The organism is Pseudoclavibacter terrae, assembly GCF_008831075.1.
GTDB lineage: Bacteria > Actinomycetota > Actinomycetes > Actinomycetales > Microbacteriaceae > Pseudoclavibacter > Pseudoclavibacter terrae.
Genome location: NZ_WBJX01000001.1, coordinates 994,426 through 1,019,962, shown reverse-complemented (window position 1 = coordinate 1,019,962; position 25,537 = coordinate 994,426). Strand labels below are relative to the sequence as shown.

The window sequence follows — 25,537 nt, the reverse complement described above, 5'->3', positions numbered from 1 at the left end:
GGCGGCGGCGCGCGAGCCGCTCCCCGCGCCGACTACTCCTCGAGTTCGCGCCCCATGAGCTCCGGCAGGGTGAACGCAGCACCGGCGGCGAGCAGGAACGCGGCGGCGAACACGCCGAAGACGAGCACGCTGCCGCCACCCGCGAGCATGACGGGCACCAGCAGGGGCGCGATGATCGACGCGATGCGGCCGAACCCGGCTGCCGCCCCCGTTCCCGACGCGCGAAGCCTCGTCGGATACAGCTCGGGGCCGATCGCGTACAGCGCTCCCCACGCGCCCAGGTTGAAGAAGGACAGGCACATGCCCGCGGCGAGGATCGCGCCCTCGGTCGTCGCGAAGCCGAACCAGAACGCGGCACACGCGGAGCCGAGCAGGAAGATGGCGAGCGTCGCGCGCCGCCCGATCCGCTCGATGAGGAAGGCCGCCACGAAGTATCCGGGCAGCTGCGCCAACGTGATGATGAGCGTGAACTCGAACGACTTCACGAGGGTGAAGCCCTGCCCCACGAGGAGGCTCGGAATCCAGATGAACGCACCGTAGTAGCTGAGGTTGATGCAGAACCACACGGCCCACAGGGCGGCCGTCCGTCGGCGCAGCGACGGCGCCCAGAGGTCGCGCCAGCGTGCTCGCTGGGAGTCTGGTGCCACGGAGGCACGCGCCTCGGAGTGCCCGCGGTCGGACGCGTCGATACCCGCCGCCGGGGGCGCATCCACGCCAGCCGACTCCTCGAATTGCCGGACCGCGCGCTCGGCCTCCGCGTACCTGCCCTTGCTCTCCAGGAAGCGGACGGATTCGGGGAGCCCGAACCGCACGACCACCGCGTACACGGCAGGCAGGAGGCCCGTCAGGAGGGCCCAGCGCCAGCCGTCCGCCGACAGCGGGATGATGAAGGCCCCGATGAGGGCCGCCCCGATCCAGCCGACGGCCCAGAACGCCTCGAGCAGCACGACGACCCGTCCGCGGATGCGCTTCGGCGCGTACTCGCTCACGAGCGTCGAGGCGACGGGAAGCTCGGCGCCGAGCCCCAGACCGACGCTGAAGCGCAGCACCATGAGCGCGCCCACGGACGCTGCGAGCGCCGAGGCTCCCGTGGCGAGGCCGTAGATGAGGAGGGTCGCGGCGAACACCTGACGTCGCCCGAGCTTGTCGGCGAGCAGGCCGCCGACGCTCGCGCCGATCGCCATGCCGACGAAGCCGATCGAGGCGATGTAGGACAGCGTCGTCGCGTCGAGGCTCCACTGCACCGCGAGCGCGGCCATCACGAACGAGATGAGGCTGACGTCCATGGCGTCGAGTGCCCAGCCGATGCCGGACCCGAACAGGAGCTTGCGGTGCCTGCCGGTGAACGGGAGGCGGTCGAGGCGCTGATTTCGCGTCGGCGCCGCCTGCTCTGTCGCTGCGGCGGGGCGGTCAGCCGGGGGACGCTCGGTCATGTGCCTATCCAAGGGTGCGGGGTGGAGGGGACGACTAACCGTGCCAGACGGGAGACGGCTCCACCAGCCCCCGTGCCGCATTGCGCAACGGAGGCAGGCGGAGCCGTGCTCTGCGCGGCTCAGGCCTCGGGGGCCGCCATGTAGAAGACCTCCCACAGGTGGCCGTCGAGGTCGTCGAACGCTGAACCGTACATCCCGAACTCGTTCGCCTCAGCCGGACGGTGGATTCTGCCCCCGCCAGCCTCCGCCTTGGCCGTGATCTCGTCGACTTCCTCGGTGCTGCCGAGGAGGAGCGCGGTCGTGCTCTCGTGGCGGTTTCCACCCACGATGGTCTCCGCGCCCTCCGGCAGGAAGCCCTGGAAGCGCTCGGTCTGCAGCAGCATGATCGCGACCTGCTCGTTGACGACGACGCAGCTGGTGCTGTCGTCGGAGAACATCGGGTTGATGGTGAAGCCAAGCCCGACGTAGAAGTCGGTGGCCGCCTTGACGTCGGCGACGGGCAGGTTCGGGAAGACCATGGACACGCCCATGATGGGCTCCTTTGCGCTCGAGACATGTGACGACGGATTACGCGTCGCACCATGATCATAGGAGTCCGGTCAGTCCCCCGGAAGCCCATCACGTGGTGCCTGGCGTCGCCCCGATCACGAGCTCGGTTCCGTCGGAGTCCTGTCGGAGCTCGCGCGCTCGGGAACGATGCCGCTCGAGCGTCTCCGGTTCCATGCCCTGGATGAGTGCGATCGTCATCTGGGTGCGAGGGTTGCGGGCGAAGACCGCGCGGTGGTGGGCGACGAAGTCCCAGTAGAGGGCGTCCCAGTCCGCAGTCCACGCGCCCGAGGGGAGGTCGGACATCTTCCGCAGGTAGTTGCTGCCGGAGACGTACGGCTTGGTGGTCACCGCCTCGCCGGCCGCGAACTGGCTCATGGCGTAGACATTCGGCACCATGACCCAGTCGTAGGCGTCCACGAACTGCTCCATGAACCACCGGTAGACGTCGTCCGGGTGGATGCGGAGCAGCGACATCGCGTTGCCGAGCACCATGAGGCGTTCGATGTGATGGGCGTACCCGGTCGCGAGCACGCGACGGATGACGAGGTCGACGGGGTCGAGTCCGGTGCTGGCGGTCCACCATCCACGCCCCAGGCGGTTCGTGTGTCCGAGAACGTTGGATGTGCGGAGCTCCCGGCCCCGGAGCCGGTAGGTGGCCCGCATGTACTCCCTCCACCCGATCAGCTGACGCACGAAGCCTTCGAGGGAGGCGAGCGGTGTGCCCGCGCCGGCGCTCGCGAGCGTGGTGTGCAGCACCTCGCGCGGGTCGAGCAGACCGATGTTGAGTGCCGGCGTGAGCAGGCTGTGGTTGAGGAAGGGATGCTCCGCGGAGATCGCGTCCTCGTACGGGCCGAAGTCGTCGAGGCGTGTCCGGACGAACTCGTGGAGGTGCTCGCGTGCCTCGTGGGCGGTTGTGGGCCAGGCGAACGTCGTCGGGTCCCCCGGCGCTTGGGGGAATTCCTCGCGAACCCAGGCGATGGCGAGTTCGACCTGCTTGGCCCCTTCGTCACGGTCATCTGATGGCGGGGTGGGAGACATGAGTGCGTCCAGGTCGAAGGCGCCCTGGGGATGCACGCTCGGGTGTCCGCGGAAGCGCGAGACGGTCGGCGGCACGTATCCCCTCGGCAGGCGCTTGCGGTTGTCCGCATCGAACGACCAGCTGCCGCCGCTTGGGCCGTCGCCGTCGAGGAGGATGCCGAGTCTGCGACGCTGCCAGATGTAGAACTCGTGCATGCGTGATTCGTTGTGCGCGAACCAGGAGTCCAGCTGTGCCCGGTCCGTGAGGAAGTTCGGCGTCTCGAGCTCGTCTTCCGCCGCCGCCGCGTAGCCCCCTGCCGCCAGTGCCAGGGCCAGGTCGCGTTCAAGCCAGTCGTCGACGACATCGAACCACGTCACCCGGGTTGGCGAATGTCGGCGGACGAGGGCGGCCAGCTGCTGTCCGGACGGCGCAGTCAGGTCGCTCTTCAGGTGCTCGACGAGGTGCCCTGCAGCGCGGAGCCGCTGCGCGAACCGGGTCATGGATGCTCGGTGCAGGACCAGCTTGTGCGAGTGGAAGGCGTACTGGCGGAAGAGGAGGTCGTGCTCGATGAGCACGAACACGGTTCCGTTCGGCTCGGCGAGGTGCGCCTCGAAGAGCTGGTGGGGCAGGACGAGGCGCAGCTCCCGCCCTGTCGCTCTCGGTTCAGCCAAGGAGCTCGACGGTGGCGTCTGCGGCCCGTTTTCCGGCGACCAGCGCGCCTTGGATGGACCCTGTCTCGCGGTGGTCGCCCGTCACGATGAGCCGCTCGCCGACTCGCTCCGGCCCGCGGTCGACGAGGGGCGGTGGCTGGGCGGGGAGGGTGTGCGGGATGACGTGGTGCGCAAGCACCTCCCAGCCGTCGGTGGGCGTGCCGTACAGGCGGGCGAGGTCGCGTCTGACGTTCGCTTCGCTCGCGAGTCCGTCCAGGCGGTCGAGGAGGGTGGTCGCCTGCACGAGGTGCTGTCCGTCCGGGGCGTAGGAGGGGGCCACCTCCGAGATGACGGCGGTGTTCCAGATGGGCCCCGCCGGCCCGCCGCCGAGGTTCGAGGCATCCAGAAGGAGGAACGGCCCGGTTCGCGGCGTCCCCGTCGCTCGGAACCACCATGTTGTCAGGCCGTGCGTCTCCGGAGCCGCCCGGCCGGTCAGTGCAGGGAGGTCGTTCGGGGCGACCGCGACGATCGCGGCTCGGGCGAGGATCGTCCCCCGGTCGGTGACGACTCGCACTCCACCTGCGGTCTCGGTCACCTCGCGCGCGGGGGTGCCGAGCCGGACGGGCTCGTGCAGCGAGGCGGCGATCTGGGCGGGCAGTGCGCGCATCCCGTCGGCGGGGAGCCCTGGCGCGCCGAGCGCGAAGTAGCGCACGAGCTGCTTGACGTAGTTCGCTGAGCTGCCGCCGCTGCTGTCGGCCAGGACTCCGGCGAGGAACGTGTCGAGCAGGTCGAGTCGGAGCCGCCCGGTGAGGCCCGCATCGTCGAAGGAGGCGGTCAGCGTCTGATCCGGTCCGGCGGCCTGCGGGTCTGGGTTTGCGAGCGTCGGGCCGAGCCAGCGTGCGAGCGCGAGGACGTCGGAGACGGGCACGTGTCCGCTGAGCAGCGTCTGCAGCGCGAACTGCTGGTGGCGGAGCGGATGCGCGAGCGTCGTCGTCCGCTCCCCCGAACGAACGATGGCTCCGACTCCGAAGCTCTTGAGGTCGAGCGCCGCGAGGTCGACGGAGGCGCGCAGTGCCGGGTAGGCGGGGTTGAGGACCTGGAAGCCGCGGTCGCAGAGGAAGCCGTCGATGGCGTCCGTGCCGACTCTGCCGCCGACCTCGTCCTCCGACTCGAGGACCACGACGCTGCGCCCGCGTTCCTCGAGGATACGCGCGGCCCTGAGGCCGGCGAGCCCTGCTCCGATGACGACGACGTCCGTGTCCATGTGGCTCCGTTCGATGAGCTGCTCTCGACTGGTCCGTCAGTCTGCGGGAGCAACCCGGGCCGTCCCTGAGCGCGGGCGCGTGATCCTGCCAGGCGCGATCCTCGACAGACCGGGGTGCTGGTGGCGCAGAATGGCCAGCATGCACGTCACTCACGAGATGGAGGAGCCCGATGGCGCCGCCACGCACGCGGCGCGACTGGCCTCGCTCCGCGCGGAGGCCGTCGACCGCGTCACCGCTACGTCCGCGGCCCTGCGGGCGCTTGTGGAGGACCGATCCTCGCTCAACGACGACGACGAGCACGACCCAGATGGCGCTCCGCTGTCAGCCGAGTGGTCGCGCCTTGCCGGGCAGGTGGATGCGGCGCAGTCGGAGCTCCAGCAGATCGAGGCGGCACTGCTCCGCCTGGACGAGGGCCGCTACGGCGTCTGCTCGACATGCGGCCAGCGCATCCCGAACATCAGGCTCCGGGTTCGTCCCTTCGCGGAGCAGTGCGTCTCCTGCGCAGAGCAGCGGCGACGCCCCGGCCGTCAGTAGGCGGATCGCCTGTCCCTCCACCACAGCCTGCACGGCTGAGTTGAACCTCGCCGAACGCCGAGGCATTGCGGCAGCGTCTCCGGCTCGCCCCCGAACGCGTCGTAGGCGTTGAGGAAGATCTCGCAGTCGCAGTAGGCGCCCAGACGATCGAGGCGCTCGAGGAGTGCGGTCGCTCGCGGGGCCGTGCGTTCCTGGTACCACTGCGAGAAGCGGTGGGCGCCGTCGCACCCGAACTCGTCGAGCTGCGCCGCGACGTAGCACAGCAGGCACTCGCGTGGCCCGGGTTCGAGCAGGTCGTTCGCTATCGCCTGGACGAGGGTCTCGGCTTCTTGGTCGATTCGTTGATCTGTCATGACCCGATCTTGGACCGGACCACCGACAATCTCTGCGGCGGCGCCCACGGCCCCGCAGGGCGACGCGATTCAGCTCTCGCGAGACGAGAGCACGCAGAACTCGTTGCCCTCCGGATCGCAGAGGACAACCCACGTGACGTCGTCGCCCTGGCCGACATCCGCGCGCGTTGCGCCACGTGCGATCAAGGCGTCGACATGAGCCACCTGGCTCTCGTGCAGCGGAGCAGCCAGGTCGATGTGGAGACGGTTCTTCACGATCTTGTCCTGGCCGACCGGGACGAAGACGAGCCCGGGTCCGACCCGCTCGAATGGCACACCCGGGTTGTCCTCATCGAACCACTTCGGGATGACGACCGCCTCATCTCCGTCCTGGAAGGAGACCTCCCAGTCGAGCGTCTCCGCCCACCAGGCCGCAAGAGCGCGGTGATCTCTCGAATCGACGACGGTCGAATACCAGCGAAGTCCCATGTATGCCTCCTCAGACGCGCCCATCCTGGACGAGCGAGCTGGGGATCCACGCCATTTCGCGCGACCCGACCTCGACCTCTCGAGCTCGAGGAGACCGAGCAGGTTCGGAGAAGCGACCGCGCTCCAGGGGTCGTACCGTAGTCGTGATTCACCTGCTCACGACTGAACGAAGGAAGCTGCCATGGCGGAGAAGACGACCAGACTCTCGAAGGACGAGCGCGAGGCGGTCAAGCAGCGTGCCGCGGAGCTGCGCGCCGAGCAGAAGGCCGGCAAGAACCGGGCCGCGGGGGACGCGGCCATCCAGAAGGCGATCGCGGAGATGACCGACGCGGACAAGGCGCTCGCCGAGGGCGTCGACCGCATCGTGAAGGACGTCGCCCCGCAGCTGATGCCGAAGACCTGGTACGGCTTCCCCGCCTACACCGACGCCGACGGCAAGGTCGTCGTGTTCTTCAAGGCGGCGTCGAAGTTCACGACCCGGTACGCGACCCTCGGCTTCGAGGAAGCGGCGAAGCTCGACGACGGCGACCTCTGGGTGACCTCGTTTGCACTCATCGAGCTCACGCCGGAGACCGAGAAGACCATCGCCGACTACGTGCGCAAGGCCGCGGGCTCGTAAGCTCAGCGGTGTCGCACGCCGGGCAGGGTCCTCCCGACCGGCCCGCACGCTCAGCCCTGTGCGACCCTGCGGTAGCGGATGTGCGTGGCGAGCGGCGAGTGCAGCACCTCGACGGGTTCGTACCCGAACGTCTCGACGCCATCGAACATCCGCTCGCCGGAATGCAGGAGGACGGGCGCGATGTCGAGGGCGAGCTCGTCGATGACGCCGGCCCGCAGCGCCTGCCTGACCGTGGAGGCGCCGCCCGCGATGTCAACGCCTTTGCCATCAGCGACGGCAAGGCCCCGGGCGTACGCGGCGTCGAACCCCTCGGTCACGAAGTGGAAGGTCGTGCCGCCTTCCAGCTCGACGGGTTCGCGGGCGTGATGCGTGAGCACGAACACCGGCGCGTGGTACGGGGGTTCCTCGCCCCACCAGCCGCGCCAGTCCCCGTCCCACTCGCCGCGAATCGGGCCGAACATGTTCCGGCCCATGACGTAGGCACCTCGGGGCCGCATGAGCCAGGTGGCCGCCGCCTCGTCGGCGTCGGTCGCGCGCGGATCCCCCATGTGCCACGAGTGGACGTCGTGCCCTCGCCTGCCGAGAGGATGCTCGCGACTCTGCTCGGGGCCGGCGACGAAGCCATCCAGGGAGATGGACATGTGGCACGTGGTGTCGGACATTCGGGGCCCTCCGTCGGACGCGAGATCAGATCCTGACCGCGACCCTACTCCCGATTCCGCCCGGGCATCACTCCCCGCCACCCGCCGCCGTGATGAGAGTGTGCAGCGTGCTGCTGAGCAGTTCACCGTGCCGTTCGTCGAGCGTCTCGCCGGCCCGGAGGAGACCGATGACGTAGAGCCCGCTGATGGCGTCCGCCCGCACTCGCTCGTCGCGCACGCGCACGAGGGAGCGGACCGCGTCGCTCGTGACGTTCATGACGAGCCGCGGTCGCGCACGCGACGCCTCAGGCTCGCTGAGCAAGCCCGCCCACGGGTCCGCCTCAGCGGCGTCGTCCGCCAGCCGGCTCCGGTGGTCCACGCCGGGGGCGGCGACGAACAGGGACGGCGTGGACGCAGGCGCGAACGCGCGCAGATCGAGATCGACTCCGAGCCGTTCGAGGACTGCACGGGCGTGCACCTCGAACCCGCGGGCCTCCGCGCCGCCCTCACGCGGTTCAGGGAGGGAGTCGAGGAACGCGTGCGGGTCGAACGCCCGCACGCGCGCGGCATGCCCGCGGCGTTCGCGCACCTTGCGCAGGATCTCGCTCCCGTAGACGTAGGAGCCGTTCACGAGCAGCGACCGCTTCGCACGCAGCAGCGGGGCGAACGCGGTGAAGTCGGTCATCGACGCGGTGTACTGCACGTCGTCAGAGAGCCGCAGGATCTGCGCGAGCGTCATCGTGCCCTCGCTGGTCTCCCAGGGCACATGGCCGATCACGAGGTCGAGCATGTCGTCGTCGCTCGCCGCCATGGCGAGGATGCCTTTCGCATGGACGTCCATGAACCGGTCGAAGCCGACCGGGTCGCTCAGCGCGAAGTGCTCGATCCTCTGCCTGAGCTGGGTGCCGATCTGCTCTTTCACATCGCTGATCGCCGGCGAATCCTGCAGGGACTCTCGGGATGCGGTCAGGGCGAGGTCGCCGCTCTCGACGGCGAGCCGCACGAAGTAGGCCCAGTTCGGGGCCAGCTGCACGTTGTCGTCGGCAACGAACATGCCGTGGGAGTAGACGGTGTCGCCGTGCCGGTTCCCGACCCGCCCCGGGCTGTCCGAGATGAAGGCCACCCCGACCACGCCAGCAGTGGGAACGTCGATGGGGAGCACGGCCAGCGGCGCGAAGCCGAGCTCGCGATGACACCAGGCGGTCGCCTCGAGGTCGGAGCCTCTCCAGGGCGGCGTCCGGGTGCTGACGATCTCGGGCTGCGGCTGCGCGCCCGACTGCAGCGAGATCGGGAGCTCGAGCAAGCTCGCGAATCGCTCAGCGAGCAGGTGCACCCGCGCGGGTTCCACCCACTCCCGGTCGTCGGCGCGCGCCTGCACTCGCACCTCGGTGCCGGCCCCCGCCAGAGGCGTCTGGGCGGTCGTGATCGAGAAGGTCCCGTCGGAGCTCCCGACCCAGCTCAGCGTCGGCGCGTCGTCCGAACGCGCGCTGCGCGACCGCACCTCGATGCGATCGGCGATGAGGAAGCACGACAGCAGCCCGATGCCGAACTGGCCCAGGTACTGACGACGCACTCGCGTGAAGTCGCTCCGTTTGCTCGAGGCACCGATGGTCGCGAGCACCGACCGCATCTCCTCCTCGGTCAGCCCGATGCCGGAGTCGCGGACCACCACGGCCCCGCCATCTTCGACCTCGATCGCGATCTCCCGCGGTGCATCGGAGTCGACTTCGCTCCTGGCCACGACTGCGTCCCTGGCGTTCTGGATGAGCTCGCGGAGGTACACGCGCGGGCTGGAGTACAGGTGGTGGGACAGGATGTCGACGATGCCGCGCAAGTCGACGCGGAAGCTCTCGCCGCTCACGCGGATGCCCCGAAGGAGGTGTCGCCCGGGAACCATCGGTCTCGCACCCAGGTGCTCCACCGGTCGTCGCCGTTTCGGGCGTCCAGGCGGCGGGTGATGTCGGCGGCGCGCGCGCGGAGTTCCGGACCGCGCGGGTCGTCCGGGGACGTTGCGAGCAGCGCACTGCCGCAGGCGGCGAAGATCATCAGGTCGCTCGGCGCGTCGTCGAGGTCCGCGAGCAGCGCGTCGATGAGCGGCCCGAGTTCCGCGCCGGGTGCCGCCACGCCCTCGAGCAGCACCCATCCGGGCAGCGGACCGAACGCCTCCACGTCCCCGTCGACGCTCTCGAGGACGCGGGCGAGTTCGGCGGAGGCGTCCCCGTCCCCTGACCTGGCGTCCAGCCAGCACAGCCAGGCGGTGGCGGCGCGCACCTGCTCAGCGTCGCCGGTCGCGAGGACGCGCTTGGCCGTCGCAGCCGCGAAGGCAGGCGCGACGAACGCGGTCAGGCGAACGACCTCGAGGTCGACGGTGACGCGGTCGAGGAGCTTCTCGTCCGCCTCGAGTTCTGCTGCGAGCTGCTCCACCGCGGCACGCAGTGATGCGACATCATCGCGGTGGGTGGCGATCTCCGCTCGAGCAAGCGTGAGGTGCGAGGCGGGTCCCCCGGTCACCTCGCGGAGGCGCGCTTCTGCCTCGATGAGCTCCTCGATCTCCGACCACGAGACCTCGGGCGCCGCGACGGCCTGCTCGACGGTCACCGTGAAGAACCGCTCGCCGATCGCCTGGAAGGCGTCCTCGATGGCATCGGGCGCGCGCAGGAGCTCGGTCTGCGACCTTCGGAAGTCTCGAACAAGGGTGGCGATCTCGCCCTGCTGCCCCGCCCGGAGACCGTGGAGCAGCGGCACGCAGTAGCGGGTCGACGCGCACTTGAGCTGCTCCGAGCGCGCCGCGAGGGAGGCCGCGAGGGCGTCGGCGTCTTCTGGGGTCTCTGCGGAGAGCAGCTCCATCGTCGCGCCGAGGTGCGCGACGTAGCGGTGCTTGATCGAGATGGGCGGGTCCTCGGAGCTCACGGACCCCGTGCGAGGCAGCCAGCCGGCGGCGAGGATCGTCTCGGCTCGTTCTTCCACATCGCCCCAGACCTTCGGGTCATCGACGACGGCGGGCCGTGGATGCGTGGGGAGTCCCGCCCACCAGAACGTCTCGAGTTCGCGAGCGTGCACGTCCGTGTCGCCGCGCCGATCCAGCTCCGCGGCGGTCTGCTCGACGAGGACCCTCAGCAGCTGCCCCTCCTCACCATTCGGGTCTGCAAGGGTTCGGCTGCGAGCGACGGCGGCTGTCGCTTCCCAGTCGCTCCCGTCGAAGTGCAGGTTGCGGAGGGTCTCGTCGACGGCGGCGAGCGCTGCACGCGGTCGCTCTTCCAGGACGGGGAGGAGGAACTCGGCGACCCCGTCTCGAGCGAGCCGGGCGGATCCGACCCCGTCGAGGAGCTGGTCGGCGATGAGGTTCGCGTCCGCCCGCCGACCGGCGCGAACGTAGAAGAACGCGAGCAGGATGAGCAGCGGCACGGCGTTCGCCGCCTCGGAACGCGCCTCGTCGAAGGCGCCTGGATCGATCTCCAGCATCCGCAACCGCTGCTCGAGCGCCTCCGTCGCGCGGGGCAGGTCGAAGCGCGCGACGAGCGGCAGCTCCATCTGGATGACGCCGGAGTCATCCGGCCGCCATTCGACGCTGTTCTCAGAGCGCCAGCGCTGGACCCAGTCGAGCGTCGCCACGCCATCGCCCCGAGCTGCCGCGACGGCGGCTCGGGCGACGTAGACGCCGACGATGTCGGCCCCTCGCTGTCGGATCTGCTGCTCGACGAGATCGATGGCACGGGTGATCTGCTCGAGGGGTACCACCGGGTCGTCGACAAGCGTCATGCTCGCCGTCGCGATGGAGTTGAGCATGCGGTTCACGTTCGCGGGGGCGATGAGGTCGCCGTGGCGGTGGATGACCTGCATGAGGCGCACGTACGCGTCGAGCGCGCGGACCGCGAGCCCTGCCTTGACGAGGGTTGTGTACTGCCCGAAGCGGGCACTCGCGATGAGGTGCGGGAACTCGGCGCGTTCGCAGTCGTCGATGAACTCGTCCCAGACCTCGAGCTTCCCCTCATCCTCTGGCAGGTCCCAGATGGCGGAGCTGCGCTCGAAGAGACTCTGAATGCGTTCCTGCTGCTCGTCGTCGAGCGAGCTGACCTCTGAGTAGGCGATCATCGTGGGCCTCCAATGCCAAGTCGTGTTGTTCGCAAAGTAAACGGTTCAGTCGGCACCGTCGACGTGCACGCCGCGCCGTTCGAGCGCCCTGCGCGCGCGGACGCCGAGGAAGCCGCCGATGTCCTCCACTCGCCGGAGGTTCGTGAACGGTTCGAGGTCGTGGTCGGTGATCGTTGTGATGTCGAAGCTGCTGTCCTCCCCGTCCCACCGCGGAATCAGCTGCGCGTAGATCTCGTTGCCGCCGTCGAGGACGAGCTGCTCGACCTTCCCTGCCACGCGGGCCGGGATCGGGTAGCCGCGCAGCCAGGCGCGCACGGAAGGGATCATGGTGTCGTAGTACTCGTCAGGATCGAAGTTCTTCGCTCCTCGATCCTGCGCGAAGTCGTACACGTTGAAGCGCGGACCGAGCACCCGCTGGACGAACATGAGCTCGTTGAGGATCGCGAGCCGGAACGGGAACGACTTCAGCGAGAGTGTCGGCTCCTCGAGCACCGGAAGCTTCCACTTCCCAGACGGCTTCTTCACCGGCGGCACGGGCTTGTACGAGGCGATGATCTCCGTGACCGGCGAATGTGCCGACCGGACCATGTCGGCGAGCTCGTCGGTCTGCGCTCGCGCGAACCGCTCCCGACCCTCCATCGCGTGGAGCTCCTTCAGCTCGGTGGTGTTCAGGAACAGGACCACCTCCCAATCCCCGACCCTGAACTGGAGCATGAGGTACGCCTTCCGCAGCTCCGCATCCGGGGCCGCTGCGATCGGCGGCTGCCCGCCGATCGTGAACACCCCCGGGTAGATACCTGCTGGACGAGAGCGACGCGCCGGTTCATTGCGCTTCGCCTCTCTGAGCGCGTCGGCCGAGACGGTCACGTACACGCCCGTCGCCACCTCACCGTCCTTCGTGGGCACCCGCACGCCGACGTCGTCCCAGACGACCCAGGTGGTGCTCCCGTTAGGAGGAAGGATGCGAGGCGATCCGAACACCTCCGTCAGGGCGCGGACGCTCTGAGCGTCCACCAGGACACCGTCTATGCGCAGCCCGTCCGGTGCGACGTCGATGCTCGGCATGTTCACGTCTCCACCCATGATCACCACTCCCTCGAGGCTCAACCGATGCCAACGATACGCGAGGCAGCAGGCCTGAGACCGGGCAGCGTTCAGTGCTAGTTCGGCGACTGGCACCGGCGGTGCTTGAGGTCGTCATCGTCCAGCATCCGGGTACGGTTGCTGCGGTGAGGGCGCTGCCCCTGCCCTGGCGGACCGGATTGGTGGACCCCGAGTGTCGAAGCGCAGAAGCAGATCGAAGGTGCCGGAGCGGGACTCGCGGTGCTTCGTGCAGGTGAGGAGCCAGCCGAGCCTCGGCGTCGAGACGACGACTGGAGCCACCTGGGTCGGCGTCGACCAGCAGGTCGGCCACGGCTCCGCGGATGCGCTGTTCGAGCTCACCGCCGAGCAGTACGTCGGCGAATTGGTCTGGGACTCGGTCGAGCCGGGCTTCGTCGGCGAGTGCTGGTCTGGCAAGCACGATGACCTCAGGCTCTTCGACCCTCGCGGTGGGTCCTGGTATCCGGAGCAGTGGGTTCCCGCGAGGAGCCGCATGTTCCCCCCGAAGGTCGACGGGGAGATCTGGCACCACGTGGACGCCCTGGGCGAGCCCCTGGATTCGGAACGCGCGACGGTCTCGCGCGCGCTCGCGGGCGGAACGGAGGACATGGCCGTGGATGCCGGGCGCGTCACGAGCATCCGCTTCATGCTGAACGGGGACGGCGCGTATCCGCGACCGGCTGGTCTCATCGCAGGGCTCGGTGCCGGGGCGAGTCGCGCTCAGGTGGCGGCGGTGCTCGGCGCTCCTGTCGGGGCGGACTCTGACGTGCACGTCCTCGAAGGTGATCGTGTGCGCCTCGGCTACGACGCCGTGGGGCTCACCGAGGTGCTCCTCGAGCGTCCCGCCGCGCAGCCCTGGCCGGACGGGCCGATGCGGCTGGTCCTCGAGATGCTCGGCGAGCCGGAGGGCGGCTGCGCCTGGACGCGCGGGGTCGAGCTTCTCGGGGAGGTCCGTCGGCGCTGGGCCGTGTCATCGGGGTTCCCGAGGCGCCTTCTCGAGTTGCACAGCGGCGCGGAGGTGCAGGTTCAGGATGCGCAGGTGCTGAGCGTTCGTCTCCGGCCCTCACCTGCGTCGGACGTTGTGCTCCGGGCGACTGCGACGCCGCACGTGCGCAGGCCGCACTGGCCAGGGACGCGTGAGGAGACTCGTCGAGGGTTCGGCGCGCCGCTCGCGACGACCGGCCGGATGGAACTCCGACGGTTCGGGGCCTGCGATCTGTTGACGGAGTACAGCTCGGCCGAAGCCGACGCGGCGGTGACCGAGCTGACGGCGGTCCCCGTCGGGGTCAGCGTGTCGCATCGCATCCACCGGTGGCGCTCGGGCGAGTTCACGATGTTCCTCGACGCCCTCGGCCGGGATGAACAGCACCCGCTTGTGCTGGCCGTCGGTCGGCTCGATGGGGTCGACCTCACGTTCTCAGCTGGTCGTCTTGCTCGCGTCGAGGTCGGCGGCACTGGCTCTCACGCCGAGCGCTTCGCCGCGTTCGTCGACGGAACGCCCGCGCGCCCGACCCGAAAGGAGCTCCCGTTCGGAGTGCCGACGTACGTCGGCGAGCACGACGATCTGCGCGACTTCGAGCAAGGCTGGATCCACGTGCACGCACGCGACGGCGTGCACGTCACGACCATCGCGGTCAGCCTGGAACCGCCGGAGGACATCGACGTCCACCTCTGGCTGCCGCACCGCGACCGCTGAGTCCCAGTCTCAACGGCGCCCGCGGCGTAGCCCCTCTCCTCGGCCCGGGACCTGACCTGTTCAGTCCAGGTACGGAGTGTCACCCGGGTGGCAGCGAATCCCAGACCTCTCGCCACTTGGCCGCGAGCGTGTCGATCGTCTCGTGCGCGTTCAGCCCGCTCGGTTGAGGAACGACCCAGAGGTCCACGCCGTCAGGCCAACCGTCGATCGCGAGCACATCCTGCCGTCCGAGCACCGCCTTGGGCAGCGCCAAGGCGGTCCGGAAGGCGGTGATACCGGCAACGGCCACCGCGTCCGGACGCATCTCCTGCACCCGTTCGACGAGTCGCCGCCCACCGGTCTGCAACTCTGAGCGGGAGAGTTCGTCGGCTCGCACCGTGGCGCGACCGACCAGATTCGTGATCGCGATGCCGCGGCGCAGCAGCTGTTGCTCATCGTCGTCCAGAAGCCCGCGCGAGGCGTCGACGACCTGGTCCGTGAACCCGGCTCGGTGCAACGAGGGCCAGAAGCGGTTGCCCGGCCGAGCGAACGGCGCGTTGACCGCCGCAGTCCACAGCCCCGGGTTGACGCCCACGATGAGGAGACGGACCGTTGCGAGATCGACGGGGAGAATGTCGTCCACGGCGTCGGCGTCGCTGCCCCGGAACGCGGCAAGCTCGGCGGTCAGAGGTTTCCGACCACCAAGCGGCGACTCCCGACGCGCCTTGGCAGGAATCGGCGCAGATGCGAGCGAATCACTCAACGCAGGTCCTTTACATCGACGGTCCGAGGCTGCCTGCTCGAAGCAGACGGTGACCGTGGGCACCGCTAGACGTTGAAGCGGAACTCGACCACGTCGCCGTCCTGCATGACGTAGTCCTTGCCCTCCATGCGGGCCTTGCCCTTGGCGCGAGCCTCGGCGGTGGATCCGGTCTCGACGAGGTCATCGAACGAGATGACCTCGGCCTTGATGAAGCCGCGCTCGAAGTCGGTGTGGATGACGCCCGCAGCGGCAGGCGCCTTCCAGCCCTTGCGGATCGTCCACGCGCGCGACTCCTTGGGGCCGGCGGTGAGGTACGTCTGCAGGCCGAGCGTGTCGAAGCCGATGCGCGCGAGCTGGCTGAGGCCCGACTCGTCCTGACCGAGCGACGCGAGCAGCTCTGCCGCCTCCTCCGGGTCCAGGTCGATGAGCTCCGACTCGGTCTGCGCGTCGAGGAAGATCGCCTTCGCGGGTGCGACGAGCGCGGCCAGCTCGGCCAGCTTCTCCTCGCTGCTCAGCGCGGCCTCGTCGATGTTGAAGACGAAGATCATGGGCTTGGCCGTCAGCAAGCCGAGCTCCTTGATGGGCTCGAGATCGATCTTCGTCGCCGAGAGCAGCGTTCCCTCGTCGAGCGCCGCCTTGGCCTCGTTCGCCGCCTCGAGCACGGACGAGTCAAGACGCTTCTGCTTGACTTCCTTCTCGAACCGCGGGAGCGCCTTCTCGATGGTCTGCAGATCGGCGAGGATCAGCTCGGTGTTGATCGTCTCCATGTCGCTGGCCGGCTCGACCTTGCCGTCGACGTGCACCACGTCGCCGTCTTCGAAGCCGCGCACGACCTGCACGATCGCATCCGCTTCACGGATGTTCGCGAGGAACTGGTTGCCGAGCCCCTCACCCTCGCTCGCACCGCGCACGATGCCTGCGATGTCGACGAACGACACCGCGGCCGGGAGGATGCGCTCCGAGCCGAAGATCTCCGCGAGCACCTTCAGGCGAGCGTCGGGCAGCTCGACGACCCCCACGTTCGGCTCGATCGTCGCGAACGGGTAGTTCGCCGCGAGAACCTGGTTCTTCGTGAGTGCGTTGAAAAGGGTCGATTTGCCGACGTTGGGCAGGCCGACGATGCCAAGAGTAAGAGCCACGAGGGTCTATCGTACGGGGCCGAGCGTCATTCGGCACTCCAGACCGAGGCGAGCGCGTCCCAGTGCGCGCGCGTCATGAGCGAACGTGGCGTGACGGCGACACTCGTCACCCCGTGGCTCGCGGATGCACGCACGCCATCTCCGAAGTCAGCCGGGTCGACCAGCTCCGCACCGCGATCGGTCCACATCCCCACCGACATCGTCACCATCGCGGGATCGATACCCGCGTCCCGGTACGCGCGCGTGAGGTCGGTGGAGTCGCCGCCGGACGCACCGCTCATGCCGAAGTAGTTCCAGACGATGATCCGATCGACCGAGCCCGCCACCACGGTCAGGTCGTGGCCGCTCTCCGCGCGTCCAGAGACCGGATCGACCCAGGATGTCCGCACGTCCAACGCCAGCTCGCTGCCGGCCGCATTCGCCGCCTCGCGGGCACGGGACGCGAGCTGCGCGATCACCTGTGAGCGCCAGGCGCCGATCGACGGATGGGCACTGTCGATCTCGCCGTCGCCGTCTCGCGGCCAGTCGACCGCCCCGAACATTCCCGAGTAGAGCTCGAGGTCATCGTCACCGAACGTGGACCCGTCGAACATGAGCTCCGTGAGCGTGACCTCGTCGGCGTCGTACGTCCTCGCCACATACTCGACCATCTCCACGAGCCTGTCCCCCACGGTCCCCTCCGCGAGCGCCGACGCCGATGCGAACGACTCCGACCGGCGGCCAGACGCGTCCACCCCGGCGAGTTCGGGATCTGCGGCGATGAGCTCAGGGACCAGCGCGTCGATCGTCAGCACGATCCGCCGAGGTGTCCCATCCGGCTGGGTGCCAACTTCGTCGATCGCGCGCTGCACGTAGTCGGTGCCGGTCTCCTCGACGATCGAGGCAGTGCGATCGGCGTGCTTCGCCCAGGGGAAGGCCGACCATTCGACACGCCCCACTGCGAGATGCACGGCATTCGCATGCACGGACTCGAGGTCGGCTCGGACCGCGGCCCAATCCGTGTCGGCATCTGCGACGTCCTCGAAGCCGAGGCTCACCGCCCGTACCTCCGGATAGACGAGCTGCGTTTCTTCAGCGCAGGCGTTCAGGCCCACGAACATGACCGTGCTCACGAGGCCGAGAGCGACAAGCCGGCGAGCTCGAGTTCCGTGCCCGTGCGGGAGACGACGCCGGTTCGTTCGAGCTTGTTCCATCGTTGGGGGGCCTTTCGGAGTTCAAGGGAAAGCGCCCGCACGAACACGAGGCTCATGAGCGCCGAGTAGGCAGGCCAGAAGAGGAGCGTCCACGCGAAGCGCAGATCTCCCCATGCGCGGTTGAGCGCAAGGGCGACGAGCAGGAAGAGGACGGCGACCGGCAGCCCCAGCCAGAGCACGAACTGCCACACATCAGCCGCGACGGCAGAGCTGTCACCGAGGATCAGCGCGATGATGAGCAAGGGCACGATCATGAGCTGCGCGATCGGGACGACGATCGACGTGCCCACGAGATAGAGCAGTGACAGGCCGAAGGCCCTGTAGCGAGGGTTCCCGATCATGTCGGCGTGCCTGCGGCAGGTCTGCAGCAGACCACGCCCCCACCTCACCCGTTGGCGCCACAGCCCCTTGAGCGTCGAAGGGCTCTCCGCATAGACGACAGCCGTCGGTGCGAACGCCACCCGATACCCGGCTCGATAGATACGCCAGGTCAGCTCGAGATCCTCGCCGAGCGTGTCCTCGGCAAGGAGGCCGCTGCGTTCGAGCACGTCGCGACGGAAGGCACCGATGTTCCCTGAGACGATCGGGAGGCAGCGCAGCACGTGCATGGCACGCCGCACGAGACCCGTGCCGACGTGGCTGATGACGGCAAGGAACCGGGTCTGCACGCGGTCGAGATTCACCGGCCGATCATCGCCGCACACCGCACCAACCGACGTGTCGGTGAACGCGTCGACCATGGTGGCGAGCGCGTCCTGACCGAAGACACCATCGGCGTCGCTCAGCAGCAGCACCTCACCCCGGGATGCCCTGATGCCGACGTTCAGCGCTGAGCCCTTGCCGCCGTTCGCCTTCGTCAGCGCCGTGACGCCCGGATGCTCGGCGGCCAGCTCCTGCATGCGCGAGAACGTCGAGTCGGTTGATCCGTCATCGACCAGGATGACCTCGAACGCCGGATACCTCGAGCGCATCAGCGACCTGACGCAGTTCTCGAGCACGTTCGCCTCGTTGAAGGCGGGAACGACGACGCTGACGAACGGGGCGCGATCGCCGAAGATCGTCGTCGCAACATGGCGTCGCCGACGTCGGCGACGCCTGTGCCACCCTGCGAGCTCGAACCCGGCCGCGAGTGGCAGATAGATCAGCTTGAGCGCACCGAGCACGAGGATGATCGTCCCCAGCACCAGGAGCGGCCAGTGGATCCACGGAGTCATGCAGTGGCCAGCTCCTCCATGGCGGGAGCCCAGTCATCGAGCACCAGGTCGAGCAGCTCAGGAGCGTGCTCGGAGTTGGCACCGAAACGAGCGTTCACCTCGAGCACGACGGGTACTCCCTGCTCATCTCGACGAATGTCCAGATCGATCGGACCCACGAGCCCCAGCTTGGTGACGGCGGATGCCGCGAGCCAGGCGACATCGGCGGCCTCGTGCGCGGGCAGCCGTCTCGTCTCGACGGCATTCCCCACACGACCCTCCCTGAGCACCGTCTTCTCGAGCACGACGATGCTGACCGCACCGGTCCTTGGGGAGCGGTACACCTGCGGGGCGTACTCGACACCGGGTGCGAAGGATTGGATGAGGCTTCGAGCGTCCACCCCTCCCCAGTCGTCGCGGGGATCCTCCACGAGCCGGACCCCCCTCCCGCCGCGGGAGACGCGTGGCTTCACGATGACCGGTCCACCGAAGGCGTCGAGCGCACTCCTGGCTGTTCCGTGCTCGGTGCCACCGGCGAACTTCGGGACGGCGACGCCAGCGGCCTCCAGCGCCCACATGGTGAAGAGCTTGTCCTCGCACAACGTGGTCGCCGCGGGGGTGGACACGACAACAGCCGGAGCGCGCTCGTCTTCCCCCAGCAGGTGGGCTATCCCGGCGATCCGGACGAGTTCCTCCGACACCGTCGGAATGACGACGTCCGCCCGCGTCTGGGCGACGAGTTCGCGAAGCGCGGGGGCGTACTGCGCTGAATCCGCTCTCGGCACCTGCACCGTCATGGCGAAGTTGGCATCCACAAGGGCGCGGGTGTCGGTGCCGATCGAGAGGAGCTCGCAGCCCTTGGCACGCAGAGCGGCCAGCTGCCTTCCGAGCGCCTTCCCTGCTGGCCCCCCGGCCCCCGTGACCACCACTGTCCTCATCATGAGATCCGTCCTCCTGTGTTCTGCAGATACCGCACGAGCTCGAAGCCCTCCGCGTAGTCGCATTTGGCCTGCGCGCCACGGAACGCCGCGATGCCGCGCACCCGGTTCGAGCTCATGTAGGGCTTTCCTGCCTGGTCGCGGTGGGTCTGGACTGCCTTGACCTTGACGTCGATGAACGCGTCGATGTCCACGAACATCGCCGGATTGAAGTGCCTGGTGACGGATGGCGACTCGAAGCAGAGGATGGAGGATGCCTGTCGGCCCGCTCGGAGGACCGCACGGTGCACAGCCTGGTGATCCTGGTGGTGATCGTGCTCTGAGTGCGTGAGGATGACCGTCGGCGCGAACGTCGAGATGGCGCGCTCGATGGTGCGGATCATGCCGCCATTGGCGTTCGAGAGCTGTGTGTCGGGAAAATCATGCACGGTGACGTCGTGGACCCCGAGGAGCGCTGCGCCCGCGTGCGCCTCGCGAAGACGCACGGACGGGTTCCCGCCCTGCTGACCACGGCTCATGACGAGGACCTTCACCTGGTGCCCTCCGTCCACGTACGACGCGACGGTGCCGCCGCATGCGAGCTCCAGATCATCGGGATGCGCGCCGACCACGAGGACTCGCTTCGACTGCGCGTCGGGTGACCTCCTGGCGTGCACCGCCTCGATGAAGACCACGAACAGAGCCGTGACCAGGCAGAGCGCGACCGTGCCGAGGACCTCCAGCTGCGTTGGCGTATGGGGAACTCCCGGAGCGTGGAAGATCAGGAAGAAGTAGCCGAGCCCGAGCACGCTCGCGAAGAGCAGCAGCATCCAGCGCACCGGAGCTCCGACTTCCGCCGATACCAGCGCCCGGTCCATGCGTACGGCGACGTAGAGGGTCAAGCCCAGACACGCTGAAGCCCCGAGGACCGCGACGATCATGGAGATTCTCCAACTTTTCCTGCGCAGGGTCGAACTGTCCTGCATCGAATCGGAATGATATCCCGGGCCGACAGGTCGCTATCGAGCGGAGTGTGGGCACTTCTCCCCCACCCTCACAGGTCCGGCGCACTAGTCCGCCAAGTTAGTCCAACATCTGCTCGAATCTGGTCGAAGAGCATCCGTCCACAGCCCCTCATGCGAGCATGGACGACGTGACCATCGACTTCACGGCGATCGATTTCGAGACCGCCAACGGCTCCCCCGCCTCGGCGTGCGCGGTCGGTCTGGTCCGAATCCGCGACGGACGCGTCGCCGATCGCGCGACCTGGCTCATCCGACCGCCGAGCGCTCACGATGAGTTCCGCCCGTTCAACGTCCAGCTGCACGGCATCAGCCGGGAGATGACCCGCGCGGCCCAACCCTGGGAGCGACAGCTGCCTGCGCTGCTCGCCTTCCTCGGCGACGACGTGCTCGTCGCGCACAACGCGAGGTTCGACATCGGCGTCCTGCTGGCGACGAGCCTCGCGACGAAGACCGCGTTGCCGGCCCTGCGCTACTTCTGCTCGCTCCGGCTGGCGCGCCGAAGCTACGAGCTGCACTCGTATCGGCTCCCGGTCGCTGCCGAAGCCGCAGGATTCCGGACGCTGGTCCACCACGACCCGGTGTCGGATGCAGAGGCGAGCGCCGCCATCGTCATCGACACCGCACGCCGGTTCGGCGCTCCGGACCTCGCCTCACTGGCCACGAGCCGTGACGTCGCCATCGAGCGGATCGAACTCGATCAGGAGCGGGAACGCGCGGCGACACTCACCGCGGCGGCCACCTTCGCCTGAAATGTCGGTGGCACCTGCGAGGGTGGACATATGGACCTTCTTCTCCTCGCCATCGGGCTCCTCCTCGGCCTCGTCGTCGGCTACGCCGTCGCCGCGATGCGCGGCGCGGCGCAGCGCCAGCAGCTCGCAACCGAGCTTGCCGGCGCGAGCGCTCGAGCCGAAGGGGCAGACGAGGCGCGTGCGACCGCGGAACATCACCTCGAGGGGGTCCTCGCGCGTGAGCGAGCCCAGCTCGAGGCACGCAGAGCGAAGGAGGTCGGTGAGCAGCAGGTGCTCACGGCCCTCGCCCCGGTGAACAAGCAGCTCGAGCTCATGCGCCGCGCCGTCGCATCCATCGAAGAGCAGCGACTCCAGCAGCATGGCGAGCTCAGCGAGCAGCTCCGCAACCAGCACGAGGCAGACGAACGACTCAGAGCGACGACCGACTCGCTCGCCTCTGCACTTCAGTCGAATCAGGCACGGGGCGTGTGGGGCGAGGCACAGCTTCGCAACATCGTCGAGGCCTCCGGCATGCTCGAACGGGTCGACTTCGACACGCAGGTCAGCGTCAGCGGCGAGCAGGGAGCGGGGCGCCCCGACATGCTCGTGCACCTTCCGGGCGACAAGCACCTCGTCATCGACGCGAAGGCGCCTATGGCCAAGTACCTCGCAGCGAGCCAGCTCAGCGAGCTCGGCGACGAGGAGGAGACCAGCAGGCGGCGCACCCTCCTCGGCGAGCATGCGAAAGCCCTCCGGGCGCACGTCACGGCGCTTGCCGCGCGAGGATACCCCGGTGCGGTCTCCGGTTCGCCCGAGCTCGTCATCGCGTTCGTGCCGAGCGAGTCGGCGCTCTCAGCAGCCGTGGCCGCCGATCCCTCGCTGCTCGAGGACGCCATCCACCGTGGCGTCGCGGTCACCTCGCCAGTCTCGCTGTGGGCCACGCTCCGCGCGATCGCGTACGCCTGGCAGCAGGACGTCCTCGAAGACCGCGCACACGAGATCTTCGAGCTGAGCACGCAACTCCACGCACGCCTCGGCACCCTCGCGACCCATATCGACAAGCTCGGTCGGTCGCTCGCAGGGGCGACGACCAGCTACAACGCGTTCCTCGGCTCGCTCGAGACACGCGTGCTGCCAACCGCCCGAAAACTCGACGCGCTCAACATCGGCTCGCCGATCTCCACCCCGCGCGCAGTCGAGGACCAGCTCCGTGGGCTCACGGCACCAGAGCTGACCGAGACCGCGCTGTCCGCAGCGGCAGAGAGCGGGCCGAGCGGGCGCTGACGCCCAGTCCGACCCGCCTGGACGAAACATCGCTGCTCCCCGACTGCTGCGCCGGCCTGGTGGCGGGCGTCGCAGTCGGAGAACAGCGAATATGTCAGGAAGAGATCCGGGTCAGAGCCACTTGTCAGCGAGGTGCTCGGCCGTGACCCTGCGGACCGTGCCCGAACGCGAGCGGAGCACAACCGAATCCGTCATGATGCGGTTGCCGACGCGGCGGACACCCGCACACAGACCGCCGTCGGTGACACCCGTGGCGACGAAGTACGTGTTCTCGGTGCGGACCAGGTCGTCCTGCGTGAGCACGGCATCCAGATCATGTCCAGCCGCGATCGCCCGCTCGCGCTCCTCCGCATTGCGCGGGTACCAGCGGCCCTGGAGCACGCCGCCGAGGGCCTTGATCGCGCAGGCCGTGATGATGCCCTCCGGCGTTCCGCCGATGCCGACGCACATGTCGATGCGCCCGGTACCCCGCGCCGCGTTGATGCCGCCAGCGACATCACCGTCGAGCATGAGCTGCGTGCCCGCACCGGCCTCGCGGATCTCGTTGATGAGCTCTTCGTGGCGCGGCCGATCGAGGACGGCGATGACCATGTCCTCGACGGGCTTGTTCTTCGCCTTCGACAGCGCACGGATGTTCTCGCCGATCGGGCGAGCGAGATCGATGACACCGACCCCCTCCGGGCCGGTCACGATCTTCTCCATGTAGAAGAGATCCTTCGGGTTGTACATCGAACCGCGGTCAGCGACGGCGATGACGCTCAAGGCGTTCTGGCGCCCAGCGGCGGTCAAGCTCGTCCCGTCGATCGGATCGACCGCGATGTCGCAGTCAGGGCCCTGCCCGTTGCCGACCTGCTCCCCGTTGAACAGCATCGGGGCTTCATCCTTCTCGCCCTCGCCGATCACGACGACGCCGGCGAAGTCGACGGTCGAGAGGAATTTGCGCATGGCGTCGACCGCGGCACCATCGGCCGCGTTCTTGTCGCCTCGCCCGATGAACGGCGTCGCTCGGATGGCAGCGGCCTCGGTTGCGCGCACCAACTCCATAGCGAGGTTGCGGTCCGGGTTCGCAAAGAGCTGCCCGTGCTCAGGAGTCGGAGTGGCGGAAGTTGAGGTCACAGGGGTCCCTTTCGCTGGCGTTGTGGACGTTCTCGCCGAGCAATCACACGACACCATTGCTCCGCGCTATCCAGTTCCCAACCCTAGTACGCGCGCTCGGAGAAAGTCGGCGGCCCTGGCTAGACTTCACGCGTAAGTTCCAAGCGCTGAAGGAGCACACATGCCCATCGCAACACCGGACCAGTACGCCGAGATGCTGAACCGAGCCAAGGAAGGCGGCTTCGCGTACCCCGCGATCAACGTCTCCAGCTCGTCGACCATCAACTCCGTCCTCCAGGGTCTCACCGAAGCCGGCTCTGACGGCATCCTCCAGGTCACGACGGGCGGCGCCGACTACTTCGCCGGCCAGTCCGTGAAGGCACGCGCCTCCGGCGCGCTCGCCATGGCCGCATTCGCACACGAGGTCGCGAAGAACTACCCCATCACGGTCGCGCTGCACACCGACCACTGCCCGAAGGACGCGCTCGACGGATTCGTCTACCCGCTCCTCGAGGCATCCGCCGAGCAGATCAAGCGCGGCGGCGAGCCGATCTTCCAGTCGCACATGTGGGACGGCTCGGCTGTGCCGCTCGCCGAGAACCTCGAGATCGCGTCGAAGATCCTCAAGCTCACCCAGGCCAACAACCAGATCCTCGAGGTCGAGATCGGTGTCGTCGGCGGCGAAGAAGACGGTGTCGCCCACGAGATCAACGAGCACCTCTACACGACGCTCGATGACGCGATCGCGACCGTCGAAGCCCTCGGTCTCGGCGACCGCGGCCGCTACATGGCCGCGCTCACGTTCGGCAACGTCCACGGCGTCTACAAGCCCGGCAATGTCAAGCTCCGTCCCGAACTCCTCGCAGAGATCCAGGCGGGCCTGGCCGAGAAGTACGGCACCGCGGCCAAGCCGCTCGACCTCGTCTTCCACGGCGGCTCGGGTTCCACCGACGAAGAGATCGCCGAAGCAGTCCGCAACGGCGTCATCAAGATGAACATCGACACGGACACGCAGTACGCGTTCAGCCGTTCGGTTGCCGACACGGTACTCAAGAACTACGACGGCTTCCTCAAGATCGACGGGGAAGTCGGCAACAAGAAGGTCTACGACCCCCGCTCGTGGGGCAAGAAGGCCGAGACCGCGATGGCGGCTCGAGTCGTCGAAGCCACCAAGCAGCTCGGCTCGTTCGGTCACTCAGCCGCGTGAGCGTGACGCCGGGAGCCGAGCAGCAGGACTCGTTGCAGGAGGCGAAGCGAAAGAACGACCGCTTCCTCGGCATCGGGTTCCTGGTGCTCGGCCTCGTCGCCACGATCCTGAACATGACGACGTTCACGGAGAACTCGCTGGCAGGCCAGATGGCTCTGCTCTACGAGGACTTCGGGATCAGCGACTACGTCCGGCCTGAAGGGCTCGGTCTGCTGTCAACGACGGCGATCCTCGTGCTTCCCGCGATCTACGCGCTCACGCTGTACCTCACGCTCATCCGCTGGAAAGCAGGCAAGCGCGCCATGTGGATCCCCATCATCGGTGCCGTCGTCACCCTCGTCACGATCTTCGGTCTCACGTTGACCGCGATCCTGCTGCACGGGGAACTGCTCCAGGCGCTCTCGAGCGGCGCACTGCCGACCGCGACGCCGACGTCCACCTGACGGGACACGCGCGACGGCGCCGACGAGCGCCTCGCGCTCTCCACAGGGACGAGAACTCGGCCCTGGCTCGCGATATCCTCGATATCGCGAGCCAGGGCCGAATCTGTCGGTCCTGACGCGCAGTCCCGACCGCGTCCGCGCGGGACAGCCCA

Annotated in this window: 24 protein-coding genes; 7 read left to right on the top strand and 17 right to left on the bottom strand. The window is 68.4% G+C overall.

The features are described 5' to 3' along the window. Positions 1-32 precede the first annotated feature (32 nt). The 4 genes from F8O03_RS04750 to F8O03_RS04735 form a co-directional block, all read right to left on the bottom strand. Positions 33-1,433 carry an MFS transporter gene (locus F8O03_RS04750; RefSeq protein WP_151422817.1) on the bottom strand — a complete coding sequence of 467 codons (1,401 nt, stop codon included), beginning with the start codon at positions 1,431-1,433 and terminating at the stop codon, positions 33-35. Positions 1,434-1,552: 119 nt separating this feature from the next. Continuing rightward, on the bottom strand, positions 1,553-1,963 hold the full coding sequence (locus F8O03_RS04745; protein ID WP_104253650.1) for a VOC family protein: 411 nt from the start codon (positions 1,961-1,963) through the stop codon (positions 1,553-1,555). A gap of 88 nt (positions 1,964-2,051) precedes the next feature. Further along, positions 2,052-3,671: a cryptochrome/photolyase family protein gene (locus F8O03_RS04740; protein WP_151422816.1), complete on the bottom strand. Its 1,620-nt coding sequence runs from the start codon at positions 3,669-3,671 to the stop codon at positions 2,052-2,054. Beyond that, positions 3,664-4,914: an NAD(P)/FAD-dependent oxidoreductase gene (locus F8O03_RS04735; RefSeq protein WP_151422815.1), complete on the bottom strand. Its 1,251-nt coding sequence runs from the start codon at positions 4,912-4,914 to the stop codon at positions 3,664-3,666. Before F8O03_RS04735 ends, F8O03_RS04740 begins: the two co-directional genes overlap by 8 nt. Before the next feature lie 139 nt (positions 4,915-5,053). Here F8O03_RS04735 and F8O03_RS04730 point away from each other — a divergent pair, with 139 nt between their 5' ends. Continuing rightward, positions 5,054-5,449, top strand: a complete 396-nt coding sequence (locus F8O03_RS04730) for a TraR/DksA family transcriptional regulator (protein WP_244295913.1) — start codon at positions 5,054-5,056, stop codon at positions 5,447-5,449. Here F8O03_RS04730 and F8O03_RS04725 read toward each other — a convergent pair. Further along, positions 5,443-5,802 (bottom strand): DUF2695 domain-containing protein, encoded by a 360-nt coding sequence (locus F8O03_RS04725; protein WP_151422814.1) that lies wholly within the window; start codon positions 5,800-5,802, stop codon positions 5,443-5,445. The genes F8O03_RS04730 and F8O03_RS04725 overlap by 7 nt on opposite strands. Positions 5,803-5,871: 69 nt before the next feature. Beyond that, on the bottom strand, positions 5,872-6,270 hold the full coding sequence (locus F8O03_RS04720) for a VOC family protein (protein ID WP_151422813.1): 399 nt from the start codon (positions 6,268-6,270) through the stop codon (positions 5,872-5,874). A 181-nt stretch (positions 6,271-6,451) separates the two neighbouring features. Here F8O03_RS04720 and F8O03_RS04715 point away from each other — a divergent pair, with 181 nt between their 5' ends. Beyond that, a complete protein-coding gene (locus F8O03_RS04715; RefSeq protein ID WP_151422812.1) occupies positions 6,452-6,889 on the top strand; it encodes a hypothetical protein in 438 nt (145 codons plus the stop codon). Between the two features lie 50 nt (positions 6,890-6,939). Here F8O03_RS04715 and F8O03_RS04710 read toward each other — a convergent pair whose 3' ends face one another. The 4 genes from F8O03_RS04710 to F8O03_RS04700 form a co-directional block, all read right to left on the bottom strand. Beyond that, complete coding sequence (locus F8O03_RS04710) at positions 6,940-7,551, bottom strand: dihydrofolate reductase family protein (protein WP_151422811.1); 612 nt, start codon at positions 7,549-7,551, stop codon at positions 6,940-6,942. 67 nt (positions 7,552-7,618) lie between these two features. After that, positions 7,619-9,391 carry an HSP90 family protein gene (locus tag F8O03_RS04705; protein ID WP_167516473.1) on the bottom strand — a complete coding sequence of 591 codons (1,773 nt, stop codon included), beginning with the start codon at positions 9,389-9,391 and terminating at the stop codon, positions 7,619-7,621. Continuing rightward, positions 9,388-11,622 carry a hypothetical protein gene (locus F8O03_RS18015; protein WP_167516472.1) on the bottom strand — a complete coding sequence of 745 codons (2,235 nt, stop codon included), beginning with the start codon at positions 11,620-11,622 and terminating at the stop codon, positions 9,388-9,390. Before F8O03_RS18015 ends, F8O03_RS04705 begins: the two co-directional genes overlap by 4 nt. A 45-nt stretch (positions 11,623-11,667) precedes the next feature. Then, positions 11,668-12,729, bottom strand: coding sequence for a DUF6892 domain-containing protein (locus tag F8O03_RS04700; RefSeq protein ID WP_151422809.1), 1,062 nt, complete (start codon positions 12,727-12,729; stop codon positions 11,668-11,670). 169 nt (positions 12,730-12,898) lie between these two features. Between F8O03_RS04700 and F8O03_RS04695 the strand changes: the two genes are divergently transcribed. After that, entirely contained in the window at positions 12,899-14,419 is a 1,521-nt protein-coding gene (locus F8O03_RS04695; RefSeq protein WP_208851788.1) for a hypothetical protein, read from the top strand. 79 nt (positions 14,420-14,498) lie between these two features. On the opposite strand, the gene F8O03_RS04690 is transcribed toward F8O03_RS04695, so the two are convergent. The 6 genes from F8O03_RS04690 to F8O03_RS04665 form a co-directional block, all read right to left on the bottom strand. After that, positions 14,499-15,161 (bottom strand): mismatch-specific DNA-glycosylase, encoded by a 663-nt coding sequence (locus F8O03_RS04690; protein ID WP_244295911.1) that lies wholly within the window; start codon positions 15,159-15,161, stop codon positions 14,499-14,501. A gap of 65 nt (positions 15,162-15,226) precedes the next feature. Next, positions 15,227-16,300: a redox-regulated ATPase YchF gene (gene ychF, locus F8O03_RS04685; RefSeq protein WP_104253660.1), complete on the bottom strand. Its 1,074-nt coding sequence runs from the start codon at positions 16,298-16,300 to the stop codon at positions 15,227-15,229. 26 nt (positions 16,301-16,326) lie between these two features. Next, entirely contained in the window at positions 16,327-17,412 is a 1,086-nt protein-coding gene (locus F8O03_RS04680; RefSeq protein WP_151422808.1) for a hypothetical protein, read from the bottom strand. After that, positions 17,409-18,707, bottom strand: a complete 1,299-nt coding sequence (locus F8O03_RS04675) for a glycosyltransferase family 2 protein (RefSeq protein WP_151422807.1) — start codon at positions 18,705-18,707, stop codon at positions 17,409-17,411. The genes F8O03_RS04680 and F8O03_RS04675 overlap by 4 nt, the downstream gene beginning before the upstream one ends. After that, positions 18,704-19,627, bottom strand: coding sequence for an ATP-grasp domain-containing protein (locus tag F8O03_RS04670; RefSeq protein WP_151422806.1), 924 nt, complete (start codon positions 19,625-19,627; stop codon positions 18,704-18,706). The genes F8O03_RS04675 and F8O03_RS04670 overlap by 4 nt, the downstream gene beginning before the upstream one ends. Then, positions 19,624-20,505 (bottom strand): PIG-L deacetylase family protein, encoded by an 882-nt coding sequence (locus F8O03_RS04665; protein ID WP_167516471.1) that lies wholly within the window; start codon positions 20,503-20,505, stop codon positions 19,624-19,626. The genes F8O03_RS04670 and F8O03_RS04665 overlap by 4 nt, the downstream gene beginning before the upstream one ends. A gap of 242 nt (positions 20,506-20,747) precedes the next feature. Here F8O03_RS04665 and F8O03_RS04660 point away from each other — a divergent pair, with 242 nt between their 5' ends. After that, positions 20,748-21,377, top strand: coding sequence for a 3'-5' exonuclease (locus F8O03_RS04660; protein WP_151422804.1), 630 nt, complete (start codon positions 20,748-20,750; stop codon positions 21,375-21,377). A 30-nt stretch (positions 21,378-21,407) separates the two neighbouring features. Further along, positions 21,408-22,640: a DNA recombination protein RmuC gene (locus F8O03_RS04655; RefSeq protein WP_151422803.1), complete on the top strand. Its 1,233-nt coding sequence runs from the start codon at positions 21,408-21,410 to the stop codon at positions 22,638-22,640. Between the two features lie 111 nt (positions 22,641-22,751). Here F8O03_RS04655 and glpX read toward each other — a convergent pair whose 3' ends face one another. Next, the gene (glpX, locus tag F8O03_RS04650) at positions 22,752-23,684 is read right to left on the bottom strand and encodes a class II fructose-bisphosphatase (RefSeq protein WP_244295971.1); all 933 of its coding nucleotides are present in this window, start codon (positions 23,682-23,684) and stop codon (positions 22,752-22,754) included. Between the two features lie 232 nt (positions 23,685-23,916). On the opposite strand from glpX, the gene fbaA reads away from it, so the two are divergent. Together fbaA and F8O03_RS04640 are read left to right on the top strand one after the other, a co-directional pair. Next, a complete protein-coding gene (gene fbaA, locus F8O03_RS04645) occupies positions 23,917-24,942 on the top strand; it encodes a class II fructose-bisphosphate aldolase (RefSeq protein WP_151422802.1) in 1,026 nt (341 codons plus the stop codon). Continuing rightward, positions 24,939-25,385, top strand: coding sequence for a DUF6264 family protein (locus tag F8O03_RS04640; protein ID WP_151422801.1), 447 nt, complete (start codon positions 24,939-24,941; stop codon positions 25,383-25,385). The genes fbaA and F8O03_RS04640 overlap by 4 nt, the downstream gene beginning before the upstream one ends. Positions 25,386-25,537 lie beyond the last annotated feature (152 nt).

What these genes read in the sequence shown, in the direction of transcription:
- F8O03_RS04660 (WP_151422804.1), top strand. Translation starts at nt 20,748, where the DNA reads ATGGACGACGTGACCATCGACTTCACGGCGATCGATTTCGAGACCGCC.
- F8O03_RS04725 (WP_151422814.1), bottom strand. Translation starts at nt 5,802, where the DNA reads ATGACAGATCAACGAATCGACCAAGAAGCCGAGACCCTCGTCCAGGCG.
- F8O03_RS04735 (WP_151422815.1), bottom strand. Translation starts at nt 4,914, where the DNA reads ATGGACACGGACGTCGTCGTCATCGGAGCAGGGCTCGCCGGCCTCAGG.
- F8O03_RS04655 (WP_151422803.1), top strand. Translation starts at nt 21,408, where the DNA reads ATGGACCTTCTTCTCCTCGCCATCGGGCTCCTCCTCGGCCTCGTCGTC.
- F8O03_RS04675 (WP_151422807.1), bottom strand. Translation starts at nt 18,707, where the DNA reads ATGACTCCGTGGATCCACTGGCCGCTCCTGGTGCTGGGGACGATCATC.
- F8O03_RS04670 (WP_151422806.1), bottom strand. Translation starts at nt 19,627, where the DNA reads ATGATGAGGACAGTGGTGGTCACGGGGGCCGGGGGGCCAGCAGGGAAG.
- F8O03_RS04710 (WP_151422811.1), bottom strand. Translation starts at nt 7,551, where the DNA reads ATGTCCGACACCACGTGCCACATGTCCATCTCCCTGGATGGCTTCGTC.
- F8O03_RS04720 (WP_151422813.1), bottom strand. Translation starts at nt 6,270, where the DNA reads ATGGGACTTCGCTGGTATTCGACCGTCGTCGATTCGAGAGATCACCGC.
- F8O03_RS04745 (WP_104253650.1), bottom strand. Translation starts at nt 1,963, where the DNA reads ATGGGCGTGTCCATGGTCTTCCCGAACCTGCCCGTCGCCGACGTCAAG.
- F8O03_RS04750 (WP_151422817.1), bottom strand. Translation starts at nt 1,433, where the DNA reads ATGACCGAGCGTCCCCCGGCTGACCGCCCCGCCGCAGCGACAGAGCAG.
- F8O03_RS04715 (WP_151422812.1), top strand. Translation starts at nt 6,452, where the DNA reads ATGGCGGAGAAGACGACCAGACTCTCGAAGGACGAGCGCGAGGCGGTC.
- F8O03_RS04730 (WP_244295913.1), top strand. Translation starts at nt 5,054, where the DNA reads ATGCACGTCACTCACGAGATGGAGGAGCCCGATGGCGCCGCCACGCAC.
- glpX (WP_244295971.1), bottom strand. Translation starts at nt 23,684, where the DNA reads ATGGAGTTGGTGCGCGCAACCGAGGCCGCTGCCATCCGAGCGACGCCG.
- fbaA (WP_151422802.1), top strand. Translation starts at nt 23,917, where the DNA reads ATGCCCATCGCAACACCGGACCAGTACGCCGAGATGCTGAACCGAGCC.
- F8O03_RS18015 (WP_167516472.1), bottom strand. Translation starts at nt 11,622, where the DNA reads ATGATCGCCTACTCAGAGGTCAGCTCGCTCGACGACGAGCAGCAGGAA.